The organism is Sulfuricurvum sp. (assembly GCF_049587615.1).
Classification (GTDB): Bacteria; Campylobacterota; Campylobacteria; order Campylobacterales; family Sulfurimonadaceae; genus Sulfuricurvum.
Window position 1 is genome coordinate 76,559 of the sequence record NZ_JBAVEF010000028.1, and the last position, 26,758, is coordinate 103,316.

Here is a 26,758-nt window from a genome sequence, read left to right on the forward strand (position 1 = left end):
TTATTCATTTCCTTTTTGGGTTACCACAAGGGTTACCCATTCGTTTTCGACAAAACGCTCACTCAGTTCAAACGTTTTGTACGCACGCAGAACTTTATCTTCATATTTGTCCATTATCCCTGAGAGGATCAATTTTCCCCCCTCACGTAACCGTTTTTTAAGATCGCTGGCAATAAAAACCAAAACATCAGCAACGATATTCGCGATAATGACATCGTATTTTTCATCAGTTTCGTTAATGGGGCCTTCCCATAAGCGGCGGTAGGTAATATTATTTTGTTCAGCATTGACAATCGCATTTTCAACCGAAAGAGGATCGGTATCGCACGCATCAACGATAGCCCCTTTTTTGATTGCCGCAATGGCCAAAATCCCGCTGCCGCATCCGACGTCCATCACAACATCACCGGCTTTGACATATTTCGCCACGCCACGTAAACACGAAGCGGTAGTCGGATGATGTCCGGTTCCGAATGCCAATGCCGGATCGATTGCAATGTTTAACATCCCCTCACGCGGTTCTTCCCATGTCGGATGGATATAAAAAGGGTCTATTTCGATCGGAGTAATCCCTTGCTGATACTGCGCAATCCAGTCGTCGTTTTTCTCTTTGGTAAGGGTTAATTCAACATCAACGACTTCACCCAGAGCCCGCTGAAGCGCTTCGGCAAATTGTTCAATCCCCCAACTGACGGTTTCGAGATCTTCTTCGCTACGGATGATAAATCCATCATCAATCTCTTCAAATCCGACAGGGAGGATATCGCCCAAAAAATCACTGAAAAGTTCTAAATGAGATGATGGTTTAACCACCAGCATGTAATAATAATCTTGCATTAACCCTCAGTACCAAGAACGGCAGAAAGCTTTTCTTTTAAAACTTGAGGAGTGAACGGTTTAACGATGTAGTTATTGACCCCTGCTTTAAGAGCGGTAATCACTTCTGCTTTCCCCCCCTCTGTCGTTACCATAATGATCGGCAAATCGGCAAAACGTGCATCTGCCCGCACTTTTTTGACCAATTCCAATCCGTTCATCTCTGGCATGTTCCAGTCGGTAATCAGCATGCCGATATCGCTATTAGCCTCAAGAACACTCCATCCTTGAAGCCCGTCTTCGCCTTCTAAAACGTCTTCATAGCCGAGTCGCGAAAGTGTATTTTTGATAATACGGCGCATTGTCGAACTATCATCTACAACCAATAATTTCAAAGTACGTCCTTTTTTTGATACATTTTGACTGAATTAATCCCCAATAATAACCTAACCATCTTTGCGGTAAGTTTAAAGAAAATGTTTGAGGTCAATTCTCCCCTCATAAAACGCTTTTCCGACAATGACCCCCGAGACTTCGCCGCTTTTCAGTAATGCTTCGATATCACTGCCGTCTTTGACACCGCCGCTCGCAATGGTCGGAATCCCGGACGCTCTGGCAATATCGAGGGTAAAGTCGACGTTCACTCCGCTCAGCGTTCCATCACGTCCCACATCGGTGCAGATAATCGCTTCTACCCCTGCATCCGCGAATGCACGTGCCAAATCGGTCGCTTTCATGGTACTGACTTCGCCCCACCCTTCAACGGCGACATACCCATCGATCGCATCAATACCGACGACAATAGGATACTTTGCCGCCATCGTTTTCACAAATTCCGGATCACGAAGGGCAATCGAACCTAAAATAAGGCGATCAATCCCCAATTCCAAATAGCGTTGAATCGTCGCTTCGTCTCGAATCCCCCCGCCAAGCTGGAGTTTAACGTTGCAGTTTTCACGAATCGCACGAATCTGCTCGAGATTTTTCGGCTCACCGGCAAAGGCACCGTTAAGATCTACCAAATGAACCCATTTGGCTCCCATCTCTTCAAATGTTTTGACCAGTTCCCATGGAGTATCGGAATAAATTTTCGCACTCTCCATAGCCCCTTTTGTTAGTCGTACCGCTTTACCGTCTTTAAGATCAATCGCTGGAAAAATAGTCATCCGGTTCCTTTACAGGTTAATAAAATTTTTAAGTATAGTTAGCCCGTTTTTATGGCTTTTTTCAGGGTGAGGCTGTATCCCCATCACATTCTCATGGGCAACCGCACTGGTAAAACGGTATCCGTAAACGCTTTCACCGATACTGTCATCCGCAGATGCGCATAGGGCATGATAAGAGTGGACAAAATAAAGATAATGGGCTTCGTCTAATCCCTGAAACAAAGGGTGATCCGTCGTAAACATCCGGTTCCATCCCATATGGGGAACTTTCAGTGGAGTGGAAAAACGGCTTGTATCAAAGGCGACTACCCGCCCCTGTATCAATCCCAGCCCTTTGTTAATACCGAATTCTTCGCTTGATTCAAACAAAAGCTGCATTCCCAAACAAATCCCGAGTAAATATTTTCCGCTCGCAGCGTACTCACGTACCGCTTCATCCATACCTCGCGCGCCGAGATGCTCCATCGCATCCCCGAATGCTCCGACACCGGGGAGGATAATCCGATCATAGGTGATCAGTTTCTCAGGATCGGATTCAACGACTACCTTTTCTCCCAACAGATCAAAAGCATTTTTAACACTGGCAAGATTGCCCATATTGTAATCAACAATAGCTATCAATGGCGTTCTCCTAAATTTGTAAAACGGATATAAACGGCAAGACCGACAAGGAGCATGGCCACCCCGCCGATAATATAAACCGCATTCACAATCATGGCCGGTTCCGTCATCGCAAATTTAAAGACCAGCATCAGCGCTTCAATCGAGAGTGCGATGATAATCGAACCTAAAAAGCGGACCATTGTTTTATGAATGCTGGAGGTAGGGTCGCTTTTGGGACGCCCCAGCACCTCCTCTTCAAAAAGTGTTTTCACCAAATCGAGTATGGCCAGAGACAACGTCAGCAAAATGGTCGCTTCGAAAATATCTTTGATCTCAATCCGGTCATAATGGCCAAACCCATACGCTAAAAAGCTCTCTATCCCTTTGACGAACAGCAGCAAAGCAACCAGAGAGAGGACAACGGTAAAGGCGGCATACGCCAATCTAAAAAAGCGTCCGGCTCCCGATTCAAGGGCCATCGGATGAGCAATTTTCAATACTTCAGCCAACGGCATATCGATACAGGCGACATACACGATTTCACCGTGCTCATCAAAGATCGGTTCCGATGCGGTAACGGTCAGTTCGTCATTCAGCAAGGAGGGATAAGGGTCCGTAATCGTACAGCGACGCTCATGCATAGCACGGTAATAGTAGGCGCGCGTGGAACGGCTCGCCCCGATATCGTCCTCTTTTTTTCCGCTTTTAAGGTAGGTCGGAGAGACTTGGTTCCCTTTGGCATCCAGTAAATAGGCCGCTTCGAGCCCCTGAAGATCCCCCCGAATTTTCAATAACCGGGCAGTAAGCGATTCAATGGAAACCGAGGGGAGATGATTGGGGAGATTTTTATGAAATAAATAACAAAAATAGGCTCTCGCCTTCGGACGAATTTCGGCATATTGCTGTATATCTTGAACGACCATTTTCTCCCCCTTTGCTGTACCTGAAATTGAGGGGAATTGTAGCTTAGTTGCGCTATAGTTACGCTTATGAATACTCGAAATTTCCGAATTGCCATTGTACGTCTTAGCGCATTGGGCGATATCGTCAATACTGCTGTTGCATTACAGATCGTCCGTAAACATTATCCGGATGCAACCATTGACTGGTATGTTGAAGAGGCATTTGCACCCCTCTTACAAGATCATCCGCTTCTCCATGAAGTTATTACCGTCCCCCTTAAACGGATCAAAAAAACCAAAAGTTTTCAGCTTCTCAGAGAGACGATTCACACCCTGAAATCCCACCCCCCCTACGATCAGATTATCGACGCGCAGGGGTTACTCAAATCGGCCATTGTAACCTCCTTTTTAAAAGGGAAAAAACACGGTTTTGACCGCAACAGTGCACGCGAAAAACTCGCCGCACGGTTTTACGATACGGCATCTTCCATACCGTATGAAATGAATGTCATCAAGCGCAACGTCTTGGTGATTACCGAAGCGTTGGAAATCCCTTACCGTGAAGAGGATATCGTAGAAAAAAAGGCTTTATTTCCTATTCAGGAAAAACCGCAATGGCTGAATGAAAAAGCCGTAGCATGTGTCATCGGGGCTTCATGGCCGAGCAAATGCTACCCGAAAGAGCAGTTTGCGGAAATCTGTTCGGCGCTCTCTCACCCCTGCTATCTGGTCTGGGGGAGTGAGCAGGAATATCAGGATGCACACTGGATTGCGCAGCATGCTGCGAACGCCGTTATCACCCCGAAAATGGGGCTCCGTGAACTGGTCAGTTTTATAGCCCATTGCGACCTCGTCATCGGCAACGATACGGGACCTACCCATATGGGATGGGCGATGAACCGTCCCTCCATTACCCTTTTTGGCCCTACCAATGAGCGGATGATTTTCCCGACCGACATTAATATCGGAATCAAATCGCCCTCACCCGTCAATATTCTCAAAATTGACCGAAACGATTTTTCCATCCGTGATATTAATCCCTCTGTTATTATTCAAAAAGCCAAGGAACTCTTATAAATGGTACTCTTTCGTCTCTTTTTAGTTTTAGATACCGTGCTTATGTTGCTCCCCCACTCATGGCGAAAAAGGCTTTTTACTACACTGGCCGCACTGGCACATCGATTCGCTCCGAAGCGGAATAAGATCGTGCAGCAAAATCTCGCTTTTGCCTTCGGGAATGAGCTTTCGATGGATGAAAAAAACCAAATCGAACGCTACTGCTATCGCAATTTAGCCCTAAATCTCCTCCAAACGATGGAAAATCGGCGCAATACTGCCGAGGATCTCGCCCGTCAAGTGACGTTTAAAAATCGTCAAAAAGTAGATGAAATCTTAGCGCAGGGGCGGGGAATTATCTTCGTTTCTGCCCATTTCGGCAACTGGGAACTCGGAGGAGCGGCCCTTTCTTCGCTGATCACCCCCGTCGCATCAATCTATAAAGGGTTTAGCCGAAGCGAGTTTGACCCCTATTTACTAGAAGCACGCTCGCACCACCGGATGGTACTGGCCGAAAAAAACGGCGCCCTTAAACACATGGCAAAAACCCTTAAAAACAACGGTTCCGTTTTACTGATGATTGATCAGTCGAGTAATTCTAAATACGGAGTATCCGCCGACTTTTTCGGTCATGCCGCATACCATTCATCGACTGCCGCACATCTCGCGAGCAAATTTCAGGTTCCTATCATAGGGGTTTATATCACGAGTGAAGACGAACAACACTACACCATCGCATTTGAAGAACCTATTGAAGTCGGAACCGCTAACGAGGAGGCCATTTTGAAAGCAACGACCCAGCAGGTCAATACCCTTGAACGGCTCATCAAAGAGCACCCGAAACTTTGGTTCTGGTGCCACAAGCGATGGAAGGGTGAATATCAAGAAATTTACGAGGGATAAGCCTCTTTAAGGAGTTCGTACAATTCATCGGGGGTCATGTCCGGATGGGCTTCCCATCCTTTCTTCATCACGGCATTATCTTCTTCCCCATTCCACATTTTGATGTAATGCCCCTCTTTGTACCCGTGATCTTGACGGAATTGATTGAGGATATTTTTGCCGACGTATAATCGATAAAGCTGCTCAAGGTTCAACCCTCCCATAACGGACAGTTTAAAAAAGTCATCCACCATTTTTTCCAAATCTCCATCAATCGCCGGTTCAAGAGAACGACGCATCAATGTCTCAATTTTCAGCATCAGCGCCTCATCCGAAGCGTATGTAGGAGATTCTGGCGTATTCAGCGCCGTGTAGCCTTTGGTTTTCGTCATCCATTCCGCCATTTGCTCAATGCTCTCCCCCTCACGGTAAAGACCGTCTTCAAGAACCAAACTCATAATGAAATGCCACACATCGACAATCTCGATTTGCAAGTTTGCATAATCGGTCGGCTGAGCGATACTTTTCCAATGTTTCCAGCCAAACGAATCGATCATCTCTGCAGACTCCATGTAGACACAACGGCGCCAGTTGATCGATTTTCCCTCTTTCGTCGTTCCGCGTTCCCATCCCTTGCCATTCGTCGCATCGTTTAATTTTTGTTGCAGTTCCAACATACAGAGTAATTTATTCATCTTGTTCCTTTTTAATCTTTCAAATTATACGCTAATATTCCACCCATGGAAAAAATAAACTGTCATAAATGCGCCTATTATTTTGTCACATGGGAAGCCCACCAGCCTCATGGGTGCAAAGCGTATGGTTTTAAATCAAAATTCATCCCCTCCCAAGTTGTTCTCAGCTCCAGCGGAAAACCGTGCCATTTATTCGTCGCCAAAGGGGCAAAATCCCTTTAGCTTCGCCGGCCGTTACAGCACGACGCTTGCCCTAGGATATATCTTTAGAGTTCCCGTTTCCAGCTCATCTTTTTTCCGAAACCAAGGGTATTATCGGTCATTTTGATCTCATCAAGCCGAATTTTCCACAACGTCGGGTTCATGAGCCGTGCATAGGGGAAACGCTCCATATACAGTTCTTGACTTCGGGTATCCTCGGCAAGAGATATCGCTCCGGCAAACTGTATCCCCTGAATCTTTCCCACCGTTTTCGTCTCTAACGCAACGGTCCCTGCTACTGCGGAATTTTGAATGCCATTGTTCATATGTTCCGTTGTCGGATCGGATGCGACGATAAAAGTAATCTCCTGTTCATCATAAGCGAAAAACATCGACGCACACCATAACCGTTCTCCCGACGTTGCGAGAGAAAGCAAATGGTGTTTTGCAAGAAACCTCTCCACACGGTTCAATACCTCCGCCAAGCCCTTCTCCTAAAGCGAAAACGCGATGCCAAACGTCATCAGCGAAAGTGCGGCCAAAGCCCCCAGACTCATCCATCCCACCTTGCGTGACGCTAAGAAAAATGCACTGAACCCTTTAAAGAGGTGATTGCTCGCAATAGCCAATAAAATGGCTAAAATCACCTCATCTTTATCAATCGGATAGGCTCCATTGATCAAAGAGAGGATAAAAGGATCAATATCCGTAAAGCCGATAATCAACGCTAAAAAATTTAGTCCGGAGATTCCGTAGTCATTGATAAAATAGTGGGTAACCATACTCATGACCACAAACATCACCCCAAATACGAGGGCAACACCTATTTCAAGCGGATTCACATTCATCGGATTATATTCGGCCGCTACGGAATCACCCTCTTTTTTCAGCCGTGATAAGAAAAAACCTCCAAGCAATGCGATTGCCCCCAATGCCCCCAACGGAAGCAAAAGGGATTGGAACAACGAAATATTTAAAAAACCGATAATGACGATAAGCCGCAGATGCATCATACCTGTGGCCAATACAATCGCCGAGGCAAACGTATATTCATCGGTCTGTACCACTTTGGAATGTCGCGAAAGGACGACCGTCGTTGCCGTCGAAGAGTAGACACCCCCCAGAATACCGTTGATCAAAAACCCTTTTTCCCGGTAAAAATAACGTTGCAGCAGATATCCGATGTACGATATCCCGGAAACGACCACCACGGCCATCCACACTTTGCTCAGCGACATCGGGATCCATGATGAGATAGGTGTCGTCGGCAACAGCGGCCATATGACAACACTCAGAAGTACCAATTTGGCAAAGGTAATCAACTCGGTATTGTCCACAGCCTCCATCAGCGATTGAACCTGTGATTTGGCATTGACGACAAAAATAATGGAGACAAAAATCAAAGCGGTAAACCACAACGGCTGCGTCATGATTATAGGGGCATAGGTATAAACGAGTAAAGCGACCAGGAGGCTAATGATCCCTTTTTGATCCCCTTGCAGCTTATGATAATAAAACAGCCCGAAAAGCATGGCCAAAATCCCCAACCCTGCGAGATACAGCCGATAGGTCGGATCAACGATATAGAGAATATATCCCAAAATACCGATAAAGGTAAATGTACGTACGGTTCCGATAAACGTCGCATTTTCAAGAGTCCGCTTATATTCACGCATTTCAAACCCGGTCAAAAAACTGAGCACCAGCGTGAGGAGAAAACGGAAATAATCGGTCTTATACAGTTCTAAAATCGTCTCATACATATCCATTTCCTTTAAGACTATCCGATATCTTGACTAAAGCTTCCTTAAGCTTTTCAGACGCAACGGCAAAGTTGAGCCTCATATGCCCCGATCCCTCTTTGCCGAAACTCAGGCCGGGGCTCAGGCCTAAAGCTGCTTTTTGGACAAAGAATTCTCTCAACTCCCGATCCCCCAAACCCATTTTTCTGCAATCGAACCAGGCCAGATAGGTCCCCTCGGGAGGATGGAATGTGATCACAGACTGATCGGGAGCCCACTCTTCGATAAGACATAGATTGTGATTCAAATGTTCCATCAATCGGCGGTGCCACTGCCCTCCGTCCGTATACGCCGCTTCAAACGCAACGTGTGACAGCGCTGCCCCATCCCCCCAATGGATACGGCTACGCTCTTTTTCATACGTCTCTCGCAGTTCTTTGGAGGCAATGCAGACGGTAGAGATCGAGAATCCCGCCATATTAAAGGTTTTCCCCGGTCCCAACAGCGTCACGCTGTTCTCCAAAAACGCTTGCGATATCGAAGCGATCGGAATATGGTGATGAGGCTGATACACAATATCCGAATGAATTTCATCACTGATAATCCGGATCTGATGTTCCAGACACAAGGTGCCGAGCGCTGTTAGCTCATCGCGGCTCCATACCCGTCCGATCGGATTATGGGGTGAACACAACAATAGAAGTTTGGTTTTCGGGGTTATTTGAGCGCGTAGAACATCGATATTTAAACGGTATATCCCCTCGCTATCTTGCTGTAATGGATGGGTGATGAGATGGCGATGATTATTTTTAACCATCGAATAAAACGGCGGATAAACGGGATCCATCACGATCACCTCATCCCCCTCCTCGCTCAGGGCCCGTATCGCACACCCGATTGATGCAACGACCGAGGGGGAATAGCTGAGCCATTCGCGCTTCATCGCAAACGCATGATGCTCCCTAACCCATCCGATCTGCGCTTCATACGCCCTTTCATGCATCATCTCATACCCGACAATCGGATGGAGCAGGCGCTCCTTCACCCCCTCCATGACACATTCCGGAGTTGCGATATCCATATCGGCCACCCACATCGGCTGCACCGCTTCGGTACCGAAGAGTTTTTGCCTCAGGGTGTATTTTTCAGCATTGGAAGTGCTTCGATCGATAAATCCAAATTCATCCATACCGTTTGATCCAAGCCTCATGCATTTTGTCCATCACGGCATATTTTTTATTTTCATTCTCCCCGTCTCCTATGACATAGCGGAATCCGGCGTGTTGAATAAAATGGCGGCGAAACGCATACCGCGAGGCGGCAACGATCTCATTGCCTGTCGAAATCCACGATCCCCCTTTAATCAGGTTATGTCTCCCGTCAAAGGTGGGCTCTGAAAAATCATCGTACCACGGATGGGTCTCAAACCCCTCATAAGCGTCCATCTGCGTTTGGGTCCATTGCCATACGTTTCCCACGACATCGTAAAGCTCTCCGTGCGCAAAGGTATCGACACTCACGGATGAGGCAAAATGGGCAAGATTGATATTGGACTTTTGATCGTCAAACACCTCTTCCCATACCTTCCCCTCTTCCGCCATCACGACCCATTCCGCCTCGCTCGGGAGACGATAGGTCTCGCCGTCTTGTGCACTTTTCCATCGGCAAAACGCCTCTGCTTCGAGAGCATTGACTTCAACCGGCCAGCTGTAGGGCATCGGGATCTCTTCGCTCAAGGTTCGATACGTGTAGATCCCCTCTCCCTTTGGAATCCAAAACGGGGGACAGGATGCGTTACGTATTTGGAGATATTTCAACCCATCATCATCCCACCATCGCGAAACACCATATCCGTTTGCGGCAACAAAATCCATAAATTCGCCGTTGCTCACCAAATATTTGGATGCTTGAAAATCGGCAACGCCATACGTTGTATGACCGTATTCATTGTCCCATCCGTACAACCCATTATCAGCAACCCCTTTCCCCAGAGAAACGTCTTTGCCCAAAAAACTGACCAAGCCATTTTCCGGTGCATCGCCTCGCACCGGACAAATCGGAAAGTTTTCATGTTTTCGGACCCGATCCAAAGGCATCTGACGGTGCAGGACACTCGAGGTTTCGATATGGATTCGTTCATGCTCGATTCCCATCCAAATCGCCCAGAACGGGTCTTCTTTGGTAATAGGCAAACACATCGGCAAGGTCATGATCATCTGATCCACGACACGGCGTACACGCTGACGATATTCGCGTACGTCATCGACACTCGGCCATTTAAGCGAATCACTGGCGGCATCCCACGTCATCTCATCGACACCGACGGCAAACAATTCTTCGAAATGGGGATTGATCCGCTCTTTCAGCGCTCCGGAGGCAACCAGTTTATTGATGTAGAAAATGGCGGTATGCCCGAAATAAAAAATCATCGGATGACGAGTCGGTTCAGATTGAGTATAAAAAACCTCATCGGAGACTAAGAGTTCAAAAAGGGATTCAAACAAATCAAAACTTTGATGAAAATATTCTTTGAGTTCCCTCCGTTTGGCATCAATATCTGCTCCCTCCAAACGTACCGATCTCATCTGTCGCTGCAACACCATTCTATCCTTCATCCATTTTTAGAGTATTTTATCCAATTTTATTCCACACGAAAGTGCAAATCACTTCTTCATATCACAAAACCTTATGATACGACTCAAGATTATCATAAGATAATAGACTATAAGATTATAATGTATAAATCACTTCGGCATTTCTAATGCCTGGTATCTCCCTTCCTAAAGGTTTGCTCATGTTTAGCACTATGTTAGATCATCTTAGTATCCGTCAACGGATGCGCTATCTGGTTATCGCCGCTACATTTTCCGTTGTCGGTGCATCTGTTTTCGTTTTTTTCGCCCTCAGCAGTATCGAATCAAACTATAACGATCTCCAAAAAAATTCGGTAAGAGGAACCCTTCTGGCACTTCAAATTGAAAAAGATCTCAACTACGTCAGCCGAACCAATCGGGACATTATGTTGGGGGGAGACTACGAAAAGAATATGGCCAAACTGGATGATGCCATCGCCTCCATCAAAGCCGATTTCAGTAAACTCGAAGCCACTTCTGAGGATATGGAATCCAAAACCCTAGTGACCCATGCCAAAAAGAGCACCGTTCTCTTCCTGGATAACTCGTATGCGATGATGAAATCGCTCAAACCCGGGTCGATTGCATCGGATGCCGTCAATATTTACAAAAAGTACAAAGACGATCTCACCCATTATGCAGATGCTTCACGCGATGATTTTAAGAAAGTGGTTACTATCAAACAAGCCGCGCTTGAGAGTTCCTCTTCCGATTTACATAACGAAATCAGCTTTTACAAACTTTTCGTTCTTGTCTGCGGGATTGCCGTTGCTATTCTTATTTTTGCGTTTGCAACTCTTGTTCAATCTTCGATCGTGAAGGCATTGGAGAGCTTTACCCGCGTTATCAAACGGGTGGCAGAGGGGAATTTTTCCGATACCCATATCGATGCGACTCCGGGAACCGAACTGGGAATCATGGCCGATGCGCTTCAACAACTTCTCGGTCAAATCGAAAACTTTATTTCCCAAATCAATACCTCTATCAGTAATGCTACGGTAGGTGATTTCTCCCGCCCGATCAGCGAGGCTGGAATGCACGGAGCCTTTATCGATGCCATAGCGCGGGTACGGGAGAGTATCGATATCATGAAAGAGCAAGAAGGGAAAAAACAGCGTGATGCTCTTAACGCCAATCTCAGCCGTCTGAGCATCCAAGTGACCGAAAGCCTCAGTGTTATCCAAAATGACCTGCAAAACAATATACAAAATCTCAAACAAGTTACTTCGGCAACGAAAGAGGCAGCAGTTTTAGCCGATGACAGCCGTCAAACGATCGGAGATATTGTTGCGGAACTCGGAATGCTGACGGAAAAAGTCAGCAACAATAATGATGCCATCACTCATATCGCCAGCCGTACGACAGAAATCACATCGATTATCCGGCTTATCACCGATATCGCCGATCAAACCAATCTATTGGCACTCAATGCCGCTATCGAAGCGGCGCGTGCAGGAGAACACGGTCGAGGGTTTGCCGTTGTTGCCGATGAAGTGCGCAAGCTTGCCGAACGAACCCATAAAGCCACCGGAGAGATCTCTGTCTCCATTAACTCGTTGCAGCAGGATATGAGTGATATTCAGACCAGTGCGGAAGAGATGAACAGTGTCGTAGAGAGCTCCAGTGAAAAAATAAATAATTTTGAGGACACACTCATCCAGCTCAACGAAAGTTCATCCCGTATCGTTAATTCTTCCTATCAAATGGAGAACAATGTATTTATCGTATTGGCAAAAATCGATCATATCCTCTACAAATCACGTGCGTACAACAGCATCATGACCTGTGAACAGCAACTCGACACCATGGATTCGCACCAATGTCGTATGGGCAAATGGTATGATGATGAAGGAAAACGACGCTTTGGAAAAACAAACAGCTATCCAAAACTAAAAGAGCCGCATGTGTTGGTACACAAAAAAGCCAATATCAATTTGGAATTCGTCCATCATAAAAAAGAGGAGTGTGTCGCTCATGCCGACGAGATTATTGCCAACTTTGAAGCAATGGAAAAAGCATCTCACGAATTGTTTGTGTTGATGGACAATATGCTGGCAGAGTCATAAAGATCAAAGTTGTATCGGAATCTTTCACTCAGCCCTATCGCAAATCAACTCGCGTGAATCGAACGGCGCTCTTGAAACTTTATAAACTAAAATGGATTTCAGAATCGGTTTGGGGAAGTGCAATACAGTGATGTATCCCCCAAAGGGGGGATAATCGAAGAGATTAATCTGCCGTAATGGTCGGATTAGGGACAACCCAGGTCAGGTTGTGATCCATCACGTATCGGGTCATGTTGACGAGGTCATTTTTGACCGTTGTAGCCATCGTACTCAGAGACGCTTGCTCATTAGGTTGGAGTGTTGCCAATTTGTCTTTAAAGAGCGTTTGGAACATAAAAACAGGGTTCAAGAATACCACTTTGAGTTTCGGGGATGACTGATTACTGTCATCGATGTAAAACGTCATTTGACATGGAAGCGCTGTCGCATGATCACGGCTGTCTCCCCCCATACTGAGTGCCAGTTTGGCATACGTCGGCGAACATGCTTCAACGGTGTACATAAATCCGTAAGTAGCCGTATCCACAGCACGCGGAACATTAAGCGGTGCATAACGTGCCGAACGCCACTTACCTGCCGAAGAGATATTATAATCATCCATCAGATAGGGATAGATTGCCGTATTTGCATTAATACCCGATTCTGTAGCCGTTACATACGGAGGAAATGTCAAACTTCCGTAAAGTGAACCGCCCAAAAGAGTCGTATACGAGGTAGCGTTATAATCGTAAGGAACATTGATGGTCATTGCTTTGATCATCTCTTGCGCTGCTATTTGAGCAACAGCACGTTTTTGGACAGCCGTTTTACCATTCCAGATAGGATCATTGTTGTTGATCTCGTAGGTGTAAGTCAAATACTGTCCTGAAAGTGCAGCAATTTCTGTCGGTGTAAATGTTGCCCCCATCCCGGTCGCTTTTTTGACATGGTCCACTTTTCCCGTATCAAGACCTTTGTAGGTGATCAACTTGATTTCGGTTTTGACCTGCAACGCCATTGCCGCTAATTCCGGGTTACTCCCTAAATCGTTAAAGAATACGGCGAAGCTTCCGACAGGATCAAGGATATCGACATAGATTTTCCCGGTCGTCGTATCGGTATAAATAGCGATTTCACACGGCAATGCCGCACCATGAACTTCTCCGCCAGGAATTGTATTTCCGGAAATCGCACCGCCGGCATGGGCCTTGTTACATACTTCGACAATCATCGTCTTGTTGTTATCCGGTGATGGGATCTCAAGAATGTAAGGATTCAGAAGCTTAACCGTGCTATTCACATCAAGAGCCGTAATCGAAGCAGGAGCGCCGCCTAACACCCAATCCGCTGCCGAGGTTACATTCGTATCATTCGTCTGATAAAAATATTTGGCGATTTTCTGCGCGACGTAGCGTGCTTGATCGGTCGGGTTGGTAAATCCCGAATCTGCTGCAATGTCCGATGCATCAATCTCAGCAATCCGTTCAAACGTCGTGTAGCTCGTTGGTACCGGAACATTGGGTGCGAGATGGGCAAGTGCTGCTACGGGGGTAACGATGGGGAGATAGACGCTTCCGCTTAATGCGGAGGTTAGATTCGTATCAAAATTCGATCCGAAGTTGATTGGATTTTGGATGAGGGCATGGGCTGTGGCATTGATATCGATACCGTTGGTTGCATTCTTATCGCTATCAAGCGTTTGAAGCATACGGGCAAGATTGACCACCTTTTCATCATCGCCTGCAAATATATCAAACGGCGTAATCGATTTTCCTGCCGAGAGTCTATCGGCGGAAACCGTGAAACTTGTCGCACCGATACTAAACGTACACGATTGCCCGTGCTGGTAACGAAATGAGCCGTCCGCTCCCGTAACGCCCGACTGGGTTCCACAGGTGTAGTTCACTCCACCGACATTGCTGTCCACGAAATACGCGGTACTGACATCGGAAGTGGTGCTATCCTCACCTCCGCATCCGGATAGGGCAAGAATACTTGCCCCTAACATCGTCCCTATAAGGGAATGATATAATTTTCTCATGATTGAACTCCTTCGGTCATTTAACCCCTATATCGTACTGGTAGTAGATGAAAAAATCATGAAAAAATATTATTTACAATTTTTAAAGCTCAAAAAAGAATAAAATAGATTACAATAAAAAGATGAGAGTATTAATTATTGAAGACGATTTAAAATTGAGATCGATGCTAAAAGATGCATTGGAGGTGTTCCATACCATTGATACGGCAGGAACCCTCAAAGAGGCTTTTGAGTTGATTCAGAGCTATGCGTATGAAGCGATTTTACTGGATCGGAATCTCTCCGGAACCGACAGCGGAATGGAGATCATCCCCAAGCTCAAAAAGCTTCAGCCCGCATGCGCCGTGATGATTGCGAGTGCCTACGGAGGGGTAGAAGAACGGATTGCCGGTTTGAGTGCGGGGGCCGATGATTATCTGGAGAAGCCCTATGATCTACGGGAGCTTAAAATGAGGCTCGATGCACTGATCCGGCGTTACACCCCGAATGTTATCACGATAGGACCGCTGTGCATCGATATGAAAAATGAAACGGTAAGCACAGAGGGAAGGCCGATCGTCCTTTCCAAAAAAGAGCACGATCTGTTTTTCTTTCTCGCGTCCAGACCCGATAAAGTTTTCACACGAGAGGATATTGCCAATGCGATTTATGACGATCCCAGCGCAATGACCTCTAACACGATTGATGTTGTCATCAGCAATATTCGCAAAAAGCTGCCGATCGATCCGATTGAAACGGTAAAAGGGCGAGGATATGTTCTTAAAAACGTTTAAAGGGAGAATCCTCGCAGTTTCGCTGGGAATGACGATCGTATCAGTCACGATCTTTGGATATGGGCTGGCAAGTATTTATTACCATCACATGGAACAATCCCTTTCACGCAGCCTCTCGTTTTTGATCAACGAAGTGACGCATGAACATATGCCGCAAGAGGTGAGTGTTGAAACCATTGCCTTAGTTCTTAGCGACCCCCATTTAGATCTCCTCTCAAAGGGGGGAGTGATCGATGATTTACGGATAGAATTGCTCCCGCAGATCTCTCAACAGACGCCCGATCGACTCTCCCAATCCATGCAACTCCACGACGGCCGCTATTTAACCATCAGTTCATCAACGGCAAAAATCAATGAAGAGCTTATTCGGATGATCATCAGCCGATGGTTTTTCTTTTTGTTTGGATTTGTCTTAACAAGCGGAATCATCTATTTTTTCATCCGTCTTTTGTTTACCCCTTTTAACGAACTTGTCCATCACTGCCTGACCTGCAGTGATCCCGATAAAGAGCCTGAAATTGCGGGAGGAGGAGTGGAGATTATGGCATTAAGAGATGCCATTTCTTCGTTGCAGCAGCGGATCAGCGGACTCCAGAAGACACAGCACGATTCGATGAAAGCATTGACCCATGAGCTCAAAACCCCTCTGGCACAGCTGCGGCTTCGCATCGATATTGCCGATCAAAAGGGGGAGTGGAACCCTGAGGCCATCGTGCAAGCCCGTGAAGAGATTGATACCATCGCCGAAAAAATAACCCTTATTTTACATGCGACCCAGCGTTCGGAAGGGATGGAAATTATCCATTTAAAAGAATCGGTGGAGCGATGGATAGAAGAACTCAAACCCCTTTGGCAGCACCGCGAGCTCCATTTTGAACTCACGATACCGGAGACATCGGCAGCTCTTCTTCCCAAAGCACCGTTTGAGCGGGTAACACGGATTCTGATCGAAAATGCGTTGAACCATGCGTGTTATGGAAGCACGATTTACCTCAGATGCGATAATGGAGTCTTTGAGATTGAAAATCCGGTATGTGACCGGAATACCCCGATCATCCACTCCACCGGAGTCGGGCTGGAGATTGCCAAGACACTGTGCGATTATTATGGATGGCAGTTGAGGGATGTACAGGATGAGAAGCATTACAGTGCAACCCTTTCACTTGCAGCGTCACCCTCTCACAACGGATAAAGTAGCTCCCTTGCACGATATTGCAATGTGTTAAAAAACAACTTCGTGAAATAATTTTCGGACGTTATCCATTTCGGCAGTTGAAAGTTCTCCAAGTTTATGAAGCAATCGCTCTTTATCAACCGCTCTTGCATGAGCCACTAAAACATCCGAATCCGATTCAAGACTTGCTCTCTTTTTGACTCGAAACCGTAACGGTTCTGCATCATCAATCAAAACCGTCGTCATCGGTAAAACGATCACCGTGGCATAATCACTGTGATTCAGCAAATCATTTTGAATCACAACAACAGGACGGGTTTTCCCGATTTCATTCGATTTTTTCTGAGGATTGAGATTGACCAGCCAAATCTCCCCTTTACAGACCGTCATCGAGGGTTCCTTCGAACTCACTGTTTTCAGCTTTATCGGCATCTTTGGTTTTGGCTACCGCTTTTAAAATGCGGCTTTTTTGACTGTTTTCAATACTGTCGGCATAAAATGAAATGGCATCACGGATAATGTCGCTCTTTTTTTTGTGGAGCGATTGAGAAATAAAATCGAGTTTTTCTTCCAGTGTTTTGTCCAGTCGAACAGTTGCTGTCATCTATATTCTCCAAATGTGAATTTTGTAATACAGTATTATACACTACATCGGTATTCATACCATTTGGACGAAAATCTTTTTTTCATGACGAGAAATACTTTGGGCCTTTGCATCTGCAAGTTAACGTTCGATTGATCTCTTTGAAGGGTTGGGTGACATTTTGGGTGACTTTGGAAAAAATGAAGATTTGGAAAAAGTTTCTTGAAGAGATAAAATCCCTATTTATAGGCATTCTACATGGTCGGAGCGACCTGACTCGAACAGGTAACAACCCTTTCCCTTAAGCGAAAATACATTCCCAAACAAACCCCTATTTTATGGGGTATATTCCCATTTTTATACTATTTATTCCTAAATCAGATATAATTTTAGGAGACCTCAGAGGAGACCTAAAACGTAATTTGAGGAGACCCAAGAGGAGACCGACCAAATGGCAATCAATCGGGATGACTGGCTACCTATCAAACGAGGTGGTAAAGAAGTAAGCTATTTTCAGCGTCACAAACACGATGAGGGAAAATACAAAATAGAGTTTCGCCATGACGATGGCAAACGCAGAGTAAAGATTATTACCGTCCCCGTGCATATTAGTAAACGCGATCACATTGCACATTTAGAACAAGAACTAAAAAAACTCAAAGGTATTGATAACGTAGAGGCGGGGACATTAACCGCGTCTCAGTATTGGGAACGGTTCAAAAAGTTCAAGGGGACAGCATGGGGGGCAAAGCGTCACGCCGTTTATAGTTCATTTTGGCGCGATTACATTGCACCCGTTATCAGAGCGAAACGCATCATCGATATAACCTCATCGGACATTACCAAAATCGTCACCTCTACCTCTCACCTCTCCCAAGGGACGCGAAAACAAAACGATGAAATACTCATCCCCCTATTTAAACACGCCCTCACCGTAGACCGCATTATTACGGAGTCCCCATTTTTGGCGGGGCATCGTATCAAGCGAGATCAAATGAGCGAAAAGAAAATCGTACTCAATGCCGGAGTAAAGTACCAAAAGATTTACCAAACAATCATTAGCGAATTTTCAAACGACCCGATGAGCCGTGCATTATTTCTATTTGGATTTAGCGGTCGCCGTAAGAGTGAAGTAACGGGACTACAATGGGAGGACATCGATAACGATACCTACGTCGTCAGAGCCGCGAATAATAAAGTAAAGCGAGATCAGCAGTACCGATTACCGTCGATGGTACGCGATGCGCTTATGGAGTGGTATTCGTTGCATCCTACCAAAAGCGGCTACATATTCCTTACCCTCAAAGGGACAAAGATGGATGATTTTAATAGCCGTATAGACCGCATCAGGGATAAAAGTGGAATAGCTGAATTTTCGTTTCACTGGATGAGAAATCTTTTAGTGAGTGCCGCATCCGCTGAAGGAGTAGAGAGTATCCATTTATCGGCTATTTTAGGACATACGGACGGGGCAACGGTACGAAAGTATCTCACACTACAAAACACCGCATCGGGCGACGTTGTGGCAGATAAGATGGGGGGATTGATTAATGGGTAATCAAAACTCTTTTTATGATGTATTTATTCGAGTGTGTAAAGAAGATGAATACTTCATTTTTGATTACGATGAGGAAGAATCATATCCCCCTTTTTTGAATACAGGTTATTTAGAGTTTTTAAACGATATTCCCGATATCTACAAAGAAATAGAAGTAAGAGCATTTGTAAAGCAGTTGATTATAGTGTTCAGTGGAAGTAATTTAAAGGAATTTTCAAAGACATTAGATACCTGTAAAAATCCTAAAAGACTTTTACAACGCGATAAAGAAACGCTTGAACGATTTCGAGAGTTCTTTGATGACCAAGAATTACCATATCAGATGAATGGAACAGAGTTTATAGAGACGGGCATAAATGATACTTTTAAAAAAATACTCAATACATTTATCGATAATTCTCTCAAAGAAATAGATATGATGCAAAAATTAGGTACTAAACATGAAAAAGACCAATCGCTATTTAACAATTTGCAGATTGGACGGTATTGCAAACCAAAAATCGAAGGTTCTAATAATGATGAGCTACGTCAGTTCTTAAAATCACTCACAGAAAAATATAACTTAAAAGGTGGGAATAATATTACGGAACTTGTAGAAGCAATAGAAAAATCTAAAAAGAAATACGTATCATAAATCACTCAATTTCGCAAGAATGAGAATCCACGCAAATGTGGATTTACAAACCTGACAATATCCTATCCATTCCCGTATCATGCCACTACACTAAGCGCTTAGTAGTCTTTTCCAAAGGATTACTTTATGGAATCAAAACAACTTTCTCAACTCATCGAAGTCGTCAAAGAATACCTAAAAGGCGAGTGGATGAACCCCTCTCAGTTAAAAGACGAATCAGGGCTATCTCTCAAAACACAGGCAAACCTGCGATCAAAAGGGAAACTACCCTATTACCGTATAGGAAACGTCGTCCGCTACAAACGCCAAGAGATTGACGCATTGTTTGAATCAGCAAAGGTGGCGTAATGGATAAGTTTTTTAAAAAACAACTTTACGTTTGGACGTATGACAAAATCAAGTCAAACCCTCAAAAGTTTGGCGGTGATAATAGTAACGCTTTAATAATGCACGAATACGCAAACGAGTTTTATCCCAACAGTTATGTTATGCAGTTAGAGCCGAGATTTTACAGTGTTCTTTCAACGGTGAGCAGGATTAAAAATCAGTTACTCGAAGATAATCCGCAATTCGACTGTAGAGCTAAGTATAAGCCGAAAAAGAAATCCGCCTAAACCGAGACAGGCGGGGAGTAATGCGGGAAGTTTGATACCGTCATTATACCCCTGCCGTGCTGAATATGCAACGGGTGACGGCTATTGATAGCGTCGTCTTGCAAGTAATAACGGGCGATGCTGATTTACATACGGCAAAGAAGATCGAGGCGATTTTAGGCGGACAGCTTGAAATCTTGAAATGTTCACCGATCAGACCGATAAAAGAACAGCGGAAAGAATGGCGAAATATTACGGGGCGAACACTACCAAAGACGGCGGCGTTTGTAGCTCTCTTGCATCACGAACGGGGTCAATCTATCCCATTGGTACGATATGGCAACGGTAAGGGAATAGAGCTACATTTTCACGGCTTACAGCAATACGAACGAAACGAACACGCCTTGAATGATGGAGCAATCCAAAGACGGGCGATACTGGAGGAGTTTTTGAGCGTATGGGATGAACCGCTCAGATTATCCCGCTTTGATCGTTGTATCGACCTTATCGGCTTAAAGTGGTGTGATTACTCAAATAGCCGAACTCATCGGACGCTATGCAAAAGACACGGGGCGGCGGTGTTTGAAAAAACAACCATCTACTACCAACCACCCAAGCCGAAATATGCAAAGGTAACGGCGTATGATAAACAACACGCCAACCGATTGAGCTATCCATTAACACGGATAGAATACTCGTTTATAGGTCAATTTTGGCGTAATGGTGAAGCTATTAATGCGGATGAGATCATCGAAGCGGCAACACTCAAAACGGATGCTTTTATAAAGAGGGTATTCCGTTAAGTGATAAGAAAATCAGTCTTTAAAAACCACTTTGAAAGTCCGTAACCATCGGGTTTAAGAGGGTATTTCACTTTGTACAAGAAAAAAGGATTAATAAATGGAAAAACTTACATTGAAACAAGAGCGTTTCGTATCTTCATATCTTGAAACGGGCAACGCTTCCGAAGCGTACAGAGTATCGTATGAAGTTCAAAATATGAAACCTGAAAGCATTAATCGTAAAGCAACCGAACTAATGCAGAACGGCAATATTACGGCACGTATCGGAGAATTACGGAACGAGCTTGTTAAGTCAGGAATATGGAGTAGAGAAGACAGTGTTAAAAAACTCAAAGAGGCTTTATCCATAGCAGACAAGGCAACAGACATTGTATCCGTCGTGAAGGAGTTAAACGCTATGCACGGCTATAACGCTCCGCAAAAAATAGAAGTTGAAGAAAGAGGGCAATTGCATATCTACATACCCAAGCGAGATGATAATATTTGATAGACTCTACCCTTACACAAGGGAAAATGATAGTCGATAGGACAGTAGCACAATGCGCCTATCGACTCAAAGTTATTTATCCGTTGTACACGTCTTTACACAAATTTCATATGAATCAGCAGCTCTATTCATTGCTATGGTATTAGCAAAAGGTAGCGATACGCTGGACGAATATGCCATAGTACATTGGCGCACGCAACCCTTATCAGCGTGACTTACATCAATATCAGCAATGCTACGAGCGCATCCACTCATCAACATTACTCCAATGAATAGTAAAATAGTAGTGACTTTCATGTTTCCCTCTTTTTATGGAGCGATCATAGTATCTTATAAAACATTTTTTATTCATTAAAAAGGGAATATTTAGTTATTTAATGAGGTACACAAAGGGTATGTCAGCAGAAAAAAAGGACAATAAAAGAATGCTTAAAGCGCACTCTCATTATGTTTTAAGCCCTAAAAATATTTTATCTTCATGGAATCATTTGGAATTCTGAATTACTTCTAATAAACGAAATTCCAAGATTTTGCCCTACATAATCTTTTGGCAATACAACAGTTGTTTGACCCATAAAACCTGAAGGGATTTTATTTAAATAGTTCAAATCGATGCCACCTGTATCATTTGTATCGTCGACCTTGGTAATTTTCATTGTAATATCACTCATTCCTGCTCCGCTTGTATTCAATATGCCAATAGTCAATTTTTGACCATCTATAAATTGTGCAGCTTTGATGACCTCTACTGATACAAAAGGATTCACATACTGAAGAGTAGTTACATGTAAATCAAAAGTTTTTACCATATGAAATTCATCTTGTGTGGCTAACTCAAATATCCAGTCTCCATGATTTGAAATAATTTTATGTGACTTATCCATTTCTATTTTAAAATTATGTACATAATTAATCATGGCAATAGTCAATGCTATGATTACAATACTATTTGCAACAGCTAATATTTTCCATTTATTCCACCCTGAAGCTTTTGGTAGTGTAGATACTAAATTTAAATTATGATTTTCTTCAGACATTTAATTTTTCCCTTGTAATTTTAGTTAATACGATATCATTTTTTACGTTAATTTATAGAAGTATCGGCTGATATCTATTAGAGCTTCATCAAAAGAAATCAACACTAAGCGGATGAAATTCAATAGACCCATACTTGGGGAGAGCGTGAAACATCATAATTTTAATATCAGAATGATGCGCTCAATTTTGAGCTTAAAGAATTGAGTATATCGATGAGGTAAAAGGTACGTAGAAAAGCATTTTTTTGAAAGATAGGAGACCAAAGAGGAGACCCAAAGCAATTATCAAGAAGCAAAAACCCTATTTTAAGGGGTTCTACATGGTCGGAGCGACCTGACTCGAACAGGCGACCTCTACCACCCCAAGGTAGTGCGCTAGCCAAACTGCGCTACGCCCCGACATAAAAAAGCGGAATGGAAGAATAATCAAATGATCTTTAATTCCAACTAAAACGCTCTATGGGTATACTCACCGCATGAAAACGATATCCCCTTCTCTTTTATCATCGTACACGAATGTCACAGCGTCTTTTACTACCCGTCTAGGCGGCGTCTCATCACTCCCCTATTCCAGCGCCAATCTCGCCTTTCATGTCGGCGACAATCCTCTGGATGTTGTAAAAAACCATGATCTTCTCGCCCAAACACTCGGATATGAACGGAGTCGGCTGATCCATATGCGCCAAATCCATTCGGATCGGATCGTCATCATCGATGAGACGTTCACCTTTGATACCCCGCCCGAATGCGATGCGCTGATCACAAACCGTCTCCATACTCCGCTTATGGTGATGAGCGCCGATTGTACCCCGATCTTGCTCTATGATCCGGTTCACCATGCGTGTGCTGCGATCCATGCGGGGCGTGCGGGAGCGTTAAACGAGATCCTGCCCAAAACGATTATGATGATGAGGGAGCATTTCGGTTCGGTAGCATCTGATATCCATGCCGTTTTAGGTCCCTCCATCAGCGGTTGCTGTTATGAAATCAACCCGACAATAGCGGAAGAAACCACTTCAAAAGGGTATTCTGAAGCCCTCCGCAAAGAGGGAGAAAAAATCTTTTTGGATGTGAACACCATATTGCTCATGCAGTTGCAGCGGATGAAGGTTAAAAACGTGGAAGTCATAGAGGAGTGTACCGCATGCCATCATGACCGATACTTCTCGTATCGAGCCGATCAACAGCATACGGGGAGGATTGCGGGAGTTATTCTCCTGCGATAACCTTTGCCGCCAATTGCACAGGAAGCAATCCGAGCGACTCTTCCACGAGTTTCGTATTGCCGTGCTTGATAAACGTATCCCCGTATTCGAAACTCACCACCTGTACATCGGTAATCTTTGCTTCGGACAGCCATTCCAAAAGGGCACTTCCGACCCCTCCCATCCGTGCCGAGTCGCTGAATACATACCATCGTTTATGCTGTAACGCCATTTGGTGTAGCATCTGCGTATCCAAAGGCTTCACAAAACGCAGATCAAGCAATGAGGGCTGATCCTCCATCAATGCCATCGTTTGTGCCGCACGTCCGACACCGTTACCGTATCCGATAAACAACCGATCGGAATCGTTCGAAACGAGCAATTGCGATTTTCCGGTCTCATACGGAACCGATACAGGAAGATCGGCTTCAAAAAATGACCCTCTCGGATAACGGATCGCACAAGGGTGTTCATACGCGCAGGCGAAATCGACAATCTGATGAAACGAGAGTTCATCACGCGGAGCGCACAACGTCATGTTGGGAATCAAGCGTAAAAAGCTGATGTCGAATGCCCCCTGATGGGTTTCACCGTCTTCTCCGACGATACCGGCTCTGTCCATCGCAAAAACCACCGGTAAATCCATCAAACAGACATCGTGGATCACTTGGTCAAATCCCCGTTGCAGAAAGGTCGAATAGATCGTACAAAACGGCTTAAACCCCTCTTTTGCCAACGCCCCCATGGAGGTTACCGCATGCTGTTCGGCAATCGCGACATCCCAAAAACGGTTGGGATAGCTCTCCATCAGCTGTGTGAATCCGGTACCGCTTGGCATTGCGGCCGTAACCCCAACAATCTTATCGTTTGCAGCTGCCTGTTCCATCAGAGCATCGGCATAAATCTGTGTCGCACTTTTTGACGAACTTTTGGCATTGGCCGTACCGCTTTTGAGATCAAACGGGGATACACCATGCCATTTTTCGTGTTTTCCCTCCGCAATCTCATACCCTTTGCCCTTAATGGTCTGGATATGGACCAGTACCGGTTTCCCCATCCCTTTGGCGATTTCAAACGTCTCAATCAAGGATTTAAGATCATGCCCGTCGATCGGACCGATGTATTCAATCCCCATCTCTTCAAACATAATCCCCGGCGTGATCAATTTGAACGACTCTTCAAACCGCTTGGCAAGATAATGGGCTCCCTCACCGAAGTTATCGACAAATTGCTCCGTTTTTCGTTTAAACCGCTGATAAAAAGGGCTTGCCATCGCCGAACTGAGCATTCGGCTGATCGCTCCGATCGGTTTGGAAATACTCATTTCATTATCGTTGAGGACAATCACCATCGGATATTTTCGATCACCGAGTTCGTTAAGTGCTTCATACGCCATCCCCGCCGACATGGCACCATCACCGATCACTACGACCGGAATACGGCTCTCTTGTTCATTTTTCAGAGCGATCGCTTTTGCCGCACCGACTCCCAAAGATATGGAGGTCGAACTGTGCCCCGCAACAAAATAATCCATCTCCGATTCAGAGGGCTTCGTATAACCGCTGAGCCCGCCGAATTGACGAAGTGTTGAAAACTCCTCCCATCGATCGGTGAGCAGTTTATGGGCATACGCTTGGTGAGATACATCAAAAATAAAGGGATCTTTGGAAGCATCAAATACTTTATGCATGGCGACGATAATCTCTGTCGCACCCAACGTAGAACTTAAGTGCCCGCCGTTTGTACTCACCACTTCCAAAATACGGTCCCGTATTTTTTGGGATAACGCTTCCAGTTCCGGCAAGGTAAAATTTTTGATATTCATTGTTGGGTAGTGTCCTAAAAAATAGTTATATAACAAATGTCATAGTATAAAAGCGAATGTTTGCAAAAATGCTTTACGATTCAAGCAACAATGACCGCTTAAGTCTCTCGTAACGCTTTTTAATCTCCGAATCGATATTACCGGCATCGCTGATTGCGACTACCCCTCCGGGACTGATCGCACGATCGGATAACACCTCAATGTGGGCCAGCGAGCCCACTTTTTCAGAGATAAACCCATGATCAGCAGGATTCACACGGAGGGTGACTTTGGACGCATCTTTCAACTCTTCGATCAAATCATTGGAGAGTTTAGCGGCTATTTTGGCGCTATGTTCCTGAGTCTCGATCCCAATCACCTCTTTCGCGATATCAAGGGCCGTATGGGTAAGCTCTTTTTGAATGGAATCCAACGCAATGACAAACTCTGAAGCCGCATTTTCGAGCGTTTTAACCGACTGTGCCAACAGCTCATGTGACTGTGCGCTTTGCCCCGCATGCTGAGCCTGCTCTTGGGCAATTCCGGCACTCAATCCCTCTGCATATCCGGCTTTTTTGGCCTCTTCAAGTGCGGACGCATGTTCTTCTTGCATCGATTCAAGCCGCATTTGCATTTTAATAACATTCGAACTCATCTCATCGGCTTTTTTTAACAACGATTCGATCAGCTCGTCTTTAGATGAATGGGCGGTCTCTCTCACTCGCTCAACCGGCGGCTCATCACCCGCAAAATGGTTAATTTCATGGGTTGCTTCACCGATACTCATTCCCGAGAGGGACGAGAGAATTTTAAACTGATATTTGCTGATGGCATGAGCACCCTGAGAATTGTGCTGAAGGACCACATCCATTGTCTTTACTCCACCATCTCTTCAGATTCGCCCAGCTGCAATACGCCCTGTTCGGCCAATACCTGAACCGCATCGACGATTCTTCGCTGGGCCCCTTCGACTTCTTTCATTTTAACCGCACCCAAAAACTGCATCTCTTCGATAAAAGCATCTTTAGCCCGCTGGGACATGTTAGCATAGAATTTCTCTTTAAGCTCTTCAACCGCATTTTTAAGCGCCAGCATAAGATCGTTTTTATCTACCGATTTGAGAATCTCGCGGATACTGTTTCCATCCAGATCGACGATATCATCAAAGGTAAACATCATCTCTTTAATCGATGAGGCAAGTTCCTGATCCAACTGCTCGATTTGTGCCAGGGTTGTTTTGGATACTTTCGCACCCAAACGGTTAAAGACATCGGCAACCGATCTCGGTCCGCCCACTTCGACTTTATAACTGGCCAACGCTTCGA

30 protein-coding genes and 1 tRNA gene are annotated in these 26,758 nt (G+C 45.0%); 13 read left to right on the forward strand and 18 right to left on the reverse strand.

The window, feature by feature from the left end; all coding sequences use genetic code 11:
- The 5 genes from WB308_RS06465 to WB308_RS06485 form a co-directional block, all read right to left on the reverse strand.
- Nucleotides 1-837: a 50S ribosomal protein L11 methyltransferase gene (locus WB308_RS06465; protein ID WP_424190141.1), complete on the reverse strand. Its 837-nt coding sequence runs from the start codon at nt 835-837 to the stop codon at nt 1-3.
- Nucleotides 837-1,211 carry a chemotaxis response regulator CheY gene (locus tag WB308_RS06470; protein WP_424190143.1) on the reverse strand — a complete coding sequence of 125 codons (375 nt, stop codon included), beginning with the start codon at nt 1,209-1,211 and terminating at the stop codon, nt 837-839. The genes WB308_RS06465 and WB308_RS06470 overlap by 1 nt, the downstream gene beginning before the upstream one ends.
- 72 nt (nt 1,212-1,283) lie before the next feature.
- Nucleotides 1,284-1,982 (reverse strand): 1-(5-phosphoribosyl)-5-[(5-phosphoribosylamino)methylideneamino]imidazole-4-carboxamide isomerase, encoded by a 699-nt coding sequence (gene hisA, locus WB308_RS06475; RefSeq protein WP_424190145.1) that lies wholly within the window; start codon nt 1,980-1,982, stop codon nt 1,284-1,286.
- A 9-nt stretch (nt 1,983-1,991) separates the two neighbouring features.
- Complete coding sequence (hisH, locus tag WB308_RS06480) at nt 1,992-2,603, reverse strand: imidazole glycerol phosphate synthase subunit HisH (RefSeq protein ID WP_424190147.1); 612 nt, start codon at nt 2,601-2,603, stop codon at nt 1,992-1,994.
- Nucleotides 2,600-3,508, reverse strand: coding sequence for a PDC sensor domain-containing protein (locus WB308_RS06485; protein ID WP_424190149.1), 909 nt, complete (start codon nt 3,506-3,508; stop codon nt 2,600-2,602). Before WB308_RS06485 ends, hisH begins: the two co-directional genes overlap by 4 nt.
- 66 nt (nt 3,509-3,574) lie before the next feature.
- Between WB308_RS06485 and waaC the strand changes: the two genes are divergently transcribed.
- Complete coding sequence (gene waaC / locus WB308_RS06490) at nt 3,575-4,564, forward strand: lipopolysaccharide heptosyltransferase I (protein ID WP_424190151.1); 990 nt, start codon at nt 3,575-3,577, stop codon at nt 4,562-4,564.
- The gene (locus WB308_RS06495; RefSeq protein ID WP_424190153.1) at nt 4,565-5,446 is read left to right on the forward strand and encodes a lipid A biosynthesis lauroyl acyltransferase; all 882 of its coding nucleotides are present in this window, start codon (nt 4,565-4,567) and stop codon (nt 5,444-5,446) included.
- Here the strand turns inward: WB308_RS06495 and WB308_RS06500 are convergent.
- Nucleotides 5,434-6,120: a dUTP diphosphatase gene (locus WB308_RS06500; RefSeq protein WP_424190155.1), complete on the reverse strand. Its 687-nt coding sequence runs from the start codon at nt 6,118-6,120 to the stop codon at nt 5,434-5,436. The two genes, WB308_RS06495 and WB308_RS06500, sit on opposite strands and share 13 nt — an antisense overlap.
- Before the next feature lie 45 nt (nt 6,121-6,165).
- Here WB308_RS06500 and WB308_RS06505 point away from each other — a divergent pair, with 45 nt between their 5' ends.
- Nucleotides 6,166-6,342, forward strand: coding sequence for a uracil-DNA glycosylase (locus tag WB308_RS06505; protein ID WP_424190157.1), 177 nt, complete (start codon nt 6,166-6,168; stop codon nt 6,340-6,342).
- Between the two features lie 44 nt (nt 6,343-6,386).
- Here WB308_RS06505 and WB308_RS06510 read toward each other — a convergent pair whose 3' ends face one another.
- The 4 genes from WB308_RS06510 to ovoA are packed head-to-tail and all read right to left on the reverse strand — an operon-like array spanning nt 6,387 to nt 10,678.
- Nucleotides 6,387-6,806, reverse strand: coding sequence for a hypothetical protein (locus WB308_RS06510; protein ID WP_424190159.1), 420 nt, complete (start codon nt 6,804-6,806; stop codon nt 6,387-6,389).
- Between the two features lie 9 nt (nt 6,807-6,815).
- Nucleotides 6,816-8,084 carry an MgtC/SapB family protein gene (locus tag WB308_RS06515; protein WP_424190161.1) on the reverse strand — a complete coding sequence of 423 codons (1,269 nt, stop codon included), beginning with the start codon at nt 8,082-8,084 and terminating at the stop codon, nt 6,816-6,818.
- Nucleotides 8,077-9,273 (reverse strand): PatB family C-S lyase, encoded by a 1,197-nt coding sequence (locus WB308_RS06520; RefSeq protein ID WP_424190163.1) that lies wholly within the window; start codon nt 9,271-9,273, stop codon nt 8,077-8,079. The genes WB308_RS06515 and WB308_RS06520 overlap by 8 nt, the downstream gene beginning before the upstream one ends.
- Nucleotides 9,245-10,678: a 5-histidylcysteine sulfoxide synthase gene (ovoA, locus tag WB308_RS06525; protein ID WP_424190165.1), complete on the reverse strand. Its 1,434-nt coding sequence runs from the start codon at nt 10,676-10,678 to the stop codon at nt 9,245-9,247. Before ovoA ends, WB308_RS06520 begins: the two co-directional genes overlap by 29 nt.
- 179 nt (nt 10,679-10,857) lie before the next feature.
- On the opposite strand from ovoA, the gene WB308_RS06530 reads away from it, so the two are divergent.
- Entirely contained in the window at nt 10,858-12,762 is a 1,905-nt protein-coding gene (locus tag WB308_RS06530) for a methyl-accepting chemotaxis protein (protein ID WP_424190167.1), read from the forward strand.
- 163 nt (nt 12,763-12,925) lie between these two features.
- On the opposite strand, the gene WB308_RS06535 is transcribed toward WB308_RS06530, so the two are convergent.
- Complete coding sequence (locus WB308_RS06535) at nt 12,926-14,782, reverse strand: hypothetical protein (RefSeq protein WP_424190169.1); 1,857 nt, start codon at nt 14,780-14,782, stop codon at nt 12,926-12,928.
- A gap of 122 nt (nt 14,783-14,904) precedes the next feature.
- Between WB308_RS06535 and WB308_RS06540 the strand changes: the two genes are divergently transcribed.
- Both WB308_RS06540 and WB308_RS06545 read left to right on the forward strand, forming a co-directional pair.
- Entirely contained in the window at nt 14,905-15,555 is a 651-nt protein-coding gene (locus tag WB308_RS06540) for a response regulator transcription factor (protein WP_424190171.1), read from the forward strand.
- Entirely contained in the window at nt 15,536-16,747 is a 1,212-nt protein-coding gene (locus WB308_RS06545; RefSeq protein ID WP_424190173.1) for a sensor histidine kinase, read from the forward strand. Before WB308_RS06540 ends, WB308_RS06545 begins: the two co-directional genes overlap by 20 nt.
- Before the next feature lie 30 nt (nt 16,748-16,777).
- On the opposite strand, the gene WB308_RS06550 is transcribed toward WB308_RS06545, so the two are convergent.
- Entirely contained in the window at nt 16,778-17,119 is a 342-nt protein-coding gene (locus WB308_RS06550) for a type II toxin-antitoxin system PemK/MazF family toxin (RefSeq protein ID WP_424190175.1), read from the reverse strand.
- Nucleotides 17,106-17,333: a CopG family ribbon-helix-helix protein gene (locus WB308_RS06555; protein ID WP_424190177.1), complete on the reverse strand. Its 228-nt coding sequence runs from the start codon at nt 17,331-17,333 to the stop codon at nt 17,106-17,108. The genes WB308_RS06550 and WB308_RS06555 overlap by 14 nt, the downstream gene beginning before the upstream one ends.
- A 430-nt stretch (nt 17,334-17,763) precedes the next feature.
- On the opposite strand from WB308_RS06555, the gene WB308_RS06560 reads away from it, so the two are divergent.
- From WB308_RS06560 to WB308_RS06585, 6 genes are all read left to right on the forward strand, one after another.
- Nucleotides 17,764-18,870, forward strand: a complete 1,107-nt coding sequence (locus WB308_RS06560; RefSeq protein WP_424190179.1) for a tyrosine-type recombinase/integrase — start codon at nt 17,764-17,766, stop codon at nt 18,868-18,870.
- Nucleotides 18,863-19,504, forward strand: coding sequence for a hypothetical protein (locus tag WB308_RS06565; RefSeq protein ID WP_424190181.1), 642 nt, complete (start codon nt 18,863-18,865; stop codon nt 19,502-19,504). The genes WB308_RS06560 and WB308_RS06565 overlap by 8 nt, the downstream gene beginning before the upstream one ends.
- A 126-nt stretch (nt 19,505-19,630) precedes the next feature.
- The gene (locus WB308_RS06570) at nt 19,631-19,852 is read left to right on the forward strand and encodes a helix-turn-helix domain-containing protein (protein WP_424190183.1); all 222 of its coding nucleotides are present in this window, start codon (nt 19,631-19,633) and stop codon (nt 19,850-19,852) included.
- Nucleotides 19,852-20,118, forward strand: coding sequence for a hypothetical protein (locus WB308_RS06575; protein WP_424190185.1), 267 nt, complete (start codon nt 19,852-19,854; stop codon nt 20,116-20,118). Before WB308_RS06570 ends, WB308_RS06575 begins: the two co-directional genes overlap by 1 nt.
- Nucleotides 20,119-20,216: 98 nt before the next feature.
- Nucleotides 20,217-20,900: a hypothetical protein gene (locus WB308_RS06580; protein ID WP_424190187.1), complete on the forward strand. Its 684-nt coding sequence runs from the start codon at nt 20,217-20,219 to the stop codon at nt 20,898-20,900.
- Nucleotides 20,901-20,997: 97 nt separating this feature from the next.
- A complete protein-coding gene (locus WB308_RS06585; protein ID WP_424190189.1) occupies nt 20,998-21,387 on the forward strand; it encodes a terminase small subunit in 390 nt (129 codons plus the stop codon).
- 476 nt (nt 21,388-21,863) lie between these two features.
- On the opposite strand, the gene WB308_RS06590 is transcribed toward WB308_RS06585, so the two are convergent.
- On the reverse strand, nt 21,864-22,424 hold the full coding sequence (locus WB308_RS06590) for a hypothetical protein (RefSeq protein ID WP_424190191.1): 561 nt from the start codon (nt 22,422-22,424) through the stop codon (nt 21,864-21,866).
- Between the two features lie 321 nt (nt 22,425-22,745).
- Nucleotides 22,746-22,823, reverse strand: a tRNA-Pro gene (locus WB308_RS06595).
- A gap of 77 nt (nt 22,824-22,900) precedes the next feature.
- Between WB308_RS06595 and pgeF the strand changes: the two genes are divergently transcribed.
- Nucleotides 22,901-23,650 (forward strand): peptidoglycan editing factor PgeF, encoded by a 750-nt coding sequence (gene pgeF / locus WB308_RS06600; RefSeq protein ID WP_424190193.1) that lies wholly within the window; start codon nt 22,901-22,903, stop codon nt 23,648-23,650.
- Here pgeF and dxs read toward each other — a convergent pair.
- From dxs to WB308_RS06615, 3 genes are all read right to left on the reverse strand, one after another.
- On the reverse strand, nt 23,634-25,454 hold the full coding sequence (gene dxs, locus WB308_RS06605; protein ID WP_424190195.1) for a 1-deoxy-D-xylulose-5-phosphate synthase: 1,821 nt from the start codon (nt 25,452-25,454) through the stop codon (nt 23,634-23,636). The two genes, pgeF and dxs, sit on opposite strands and share 17 nt — an antisense overlap.
- A gap of 73 nt (nt 25,455-25,527) precedes the next feature.
- Nucleotides 25,528-26,304, reverse strand: coding sequence for a flagellar assembly protein FliH (gene fliH / locus WB308_RS06610; RefSeq protein WP_424190197.1), 777 nt, complete (start codon nt 26,302-26,304; stop codon nt 25,528-25,530).
- A gap of 5 nt (nt 26,305-26,309) precedes the next feature.
- Nucleotides 26,310-26,758, reverse strand: a 449-nt coding sequence (locus WB308_RS06615) for a FliG C-terminal domain-containing protein (protein ID WP_424190199.1), incomplete at its 5' end; no start/stop codon positions are given.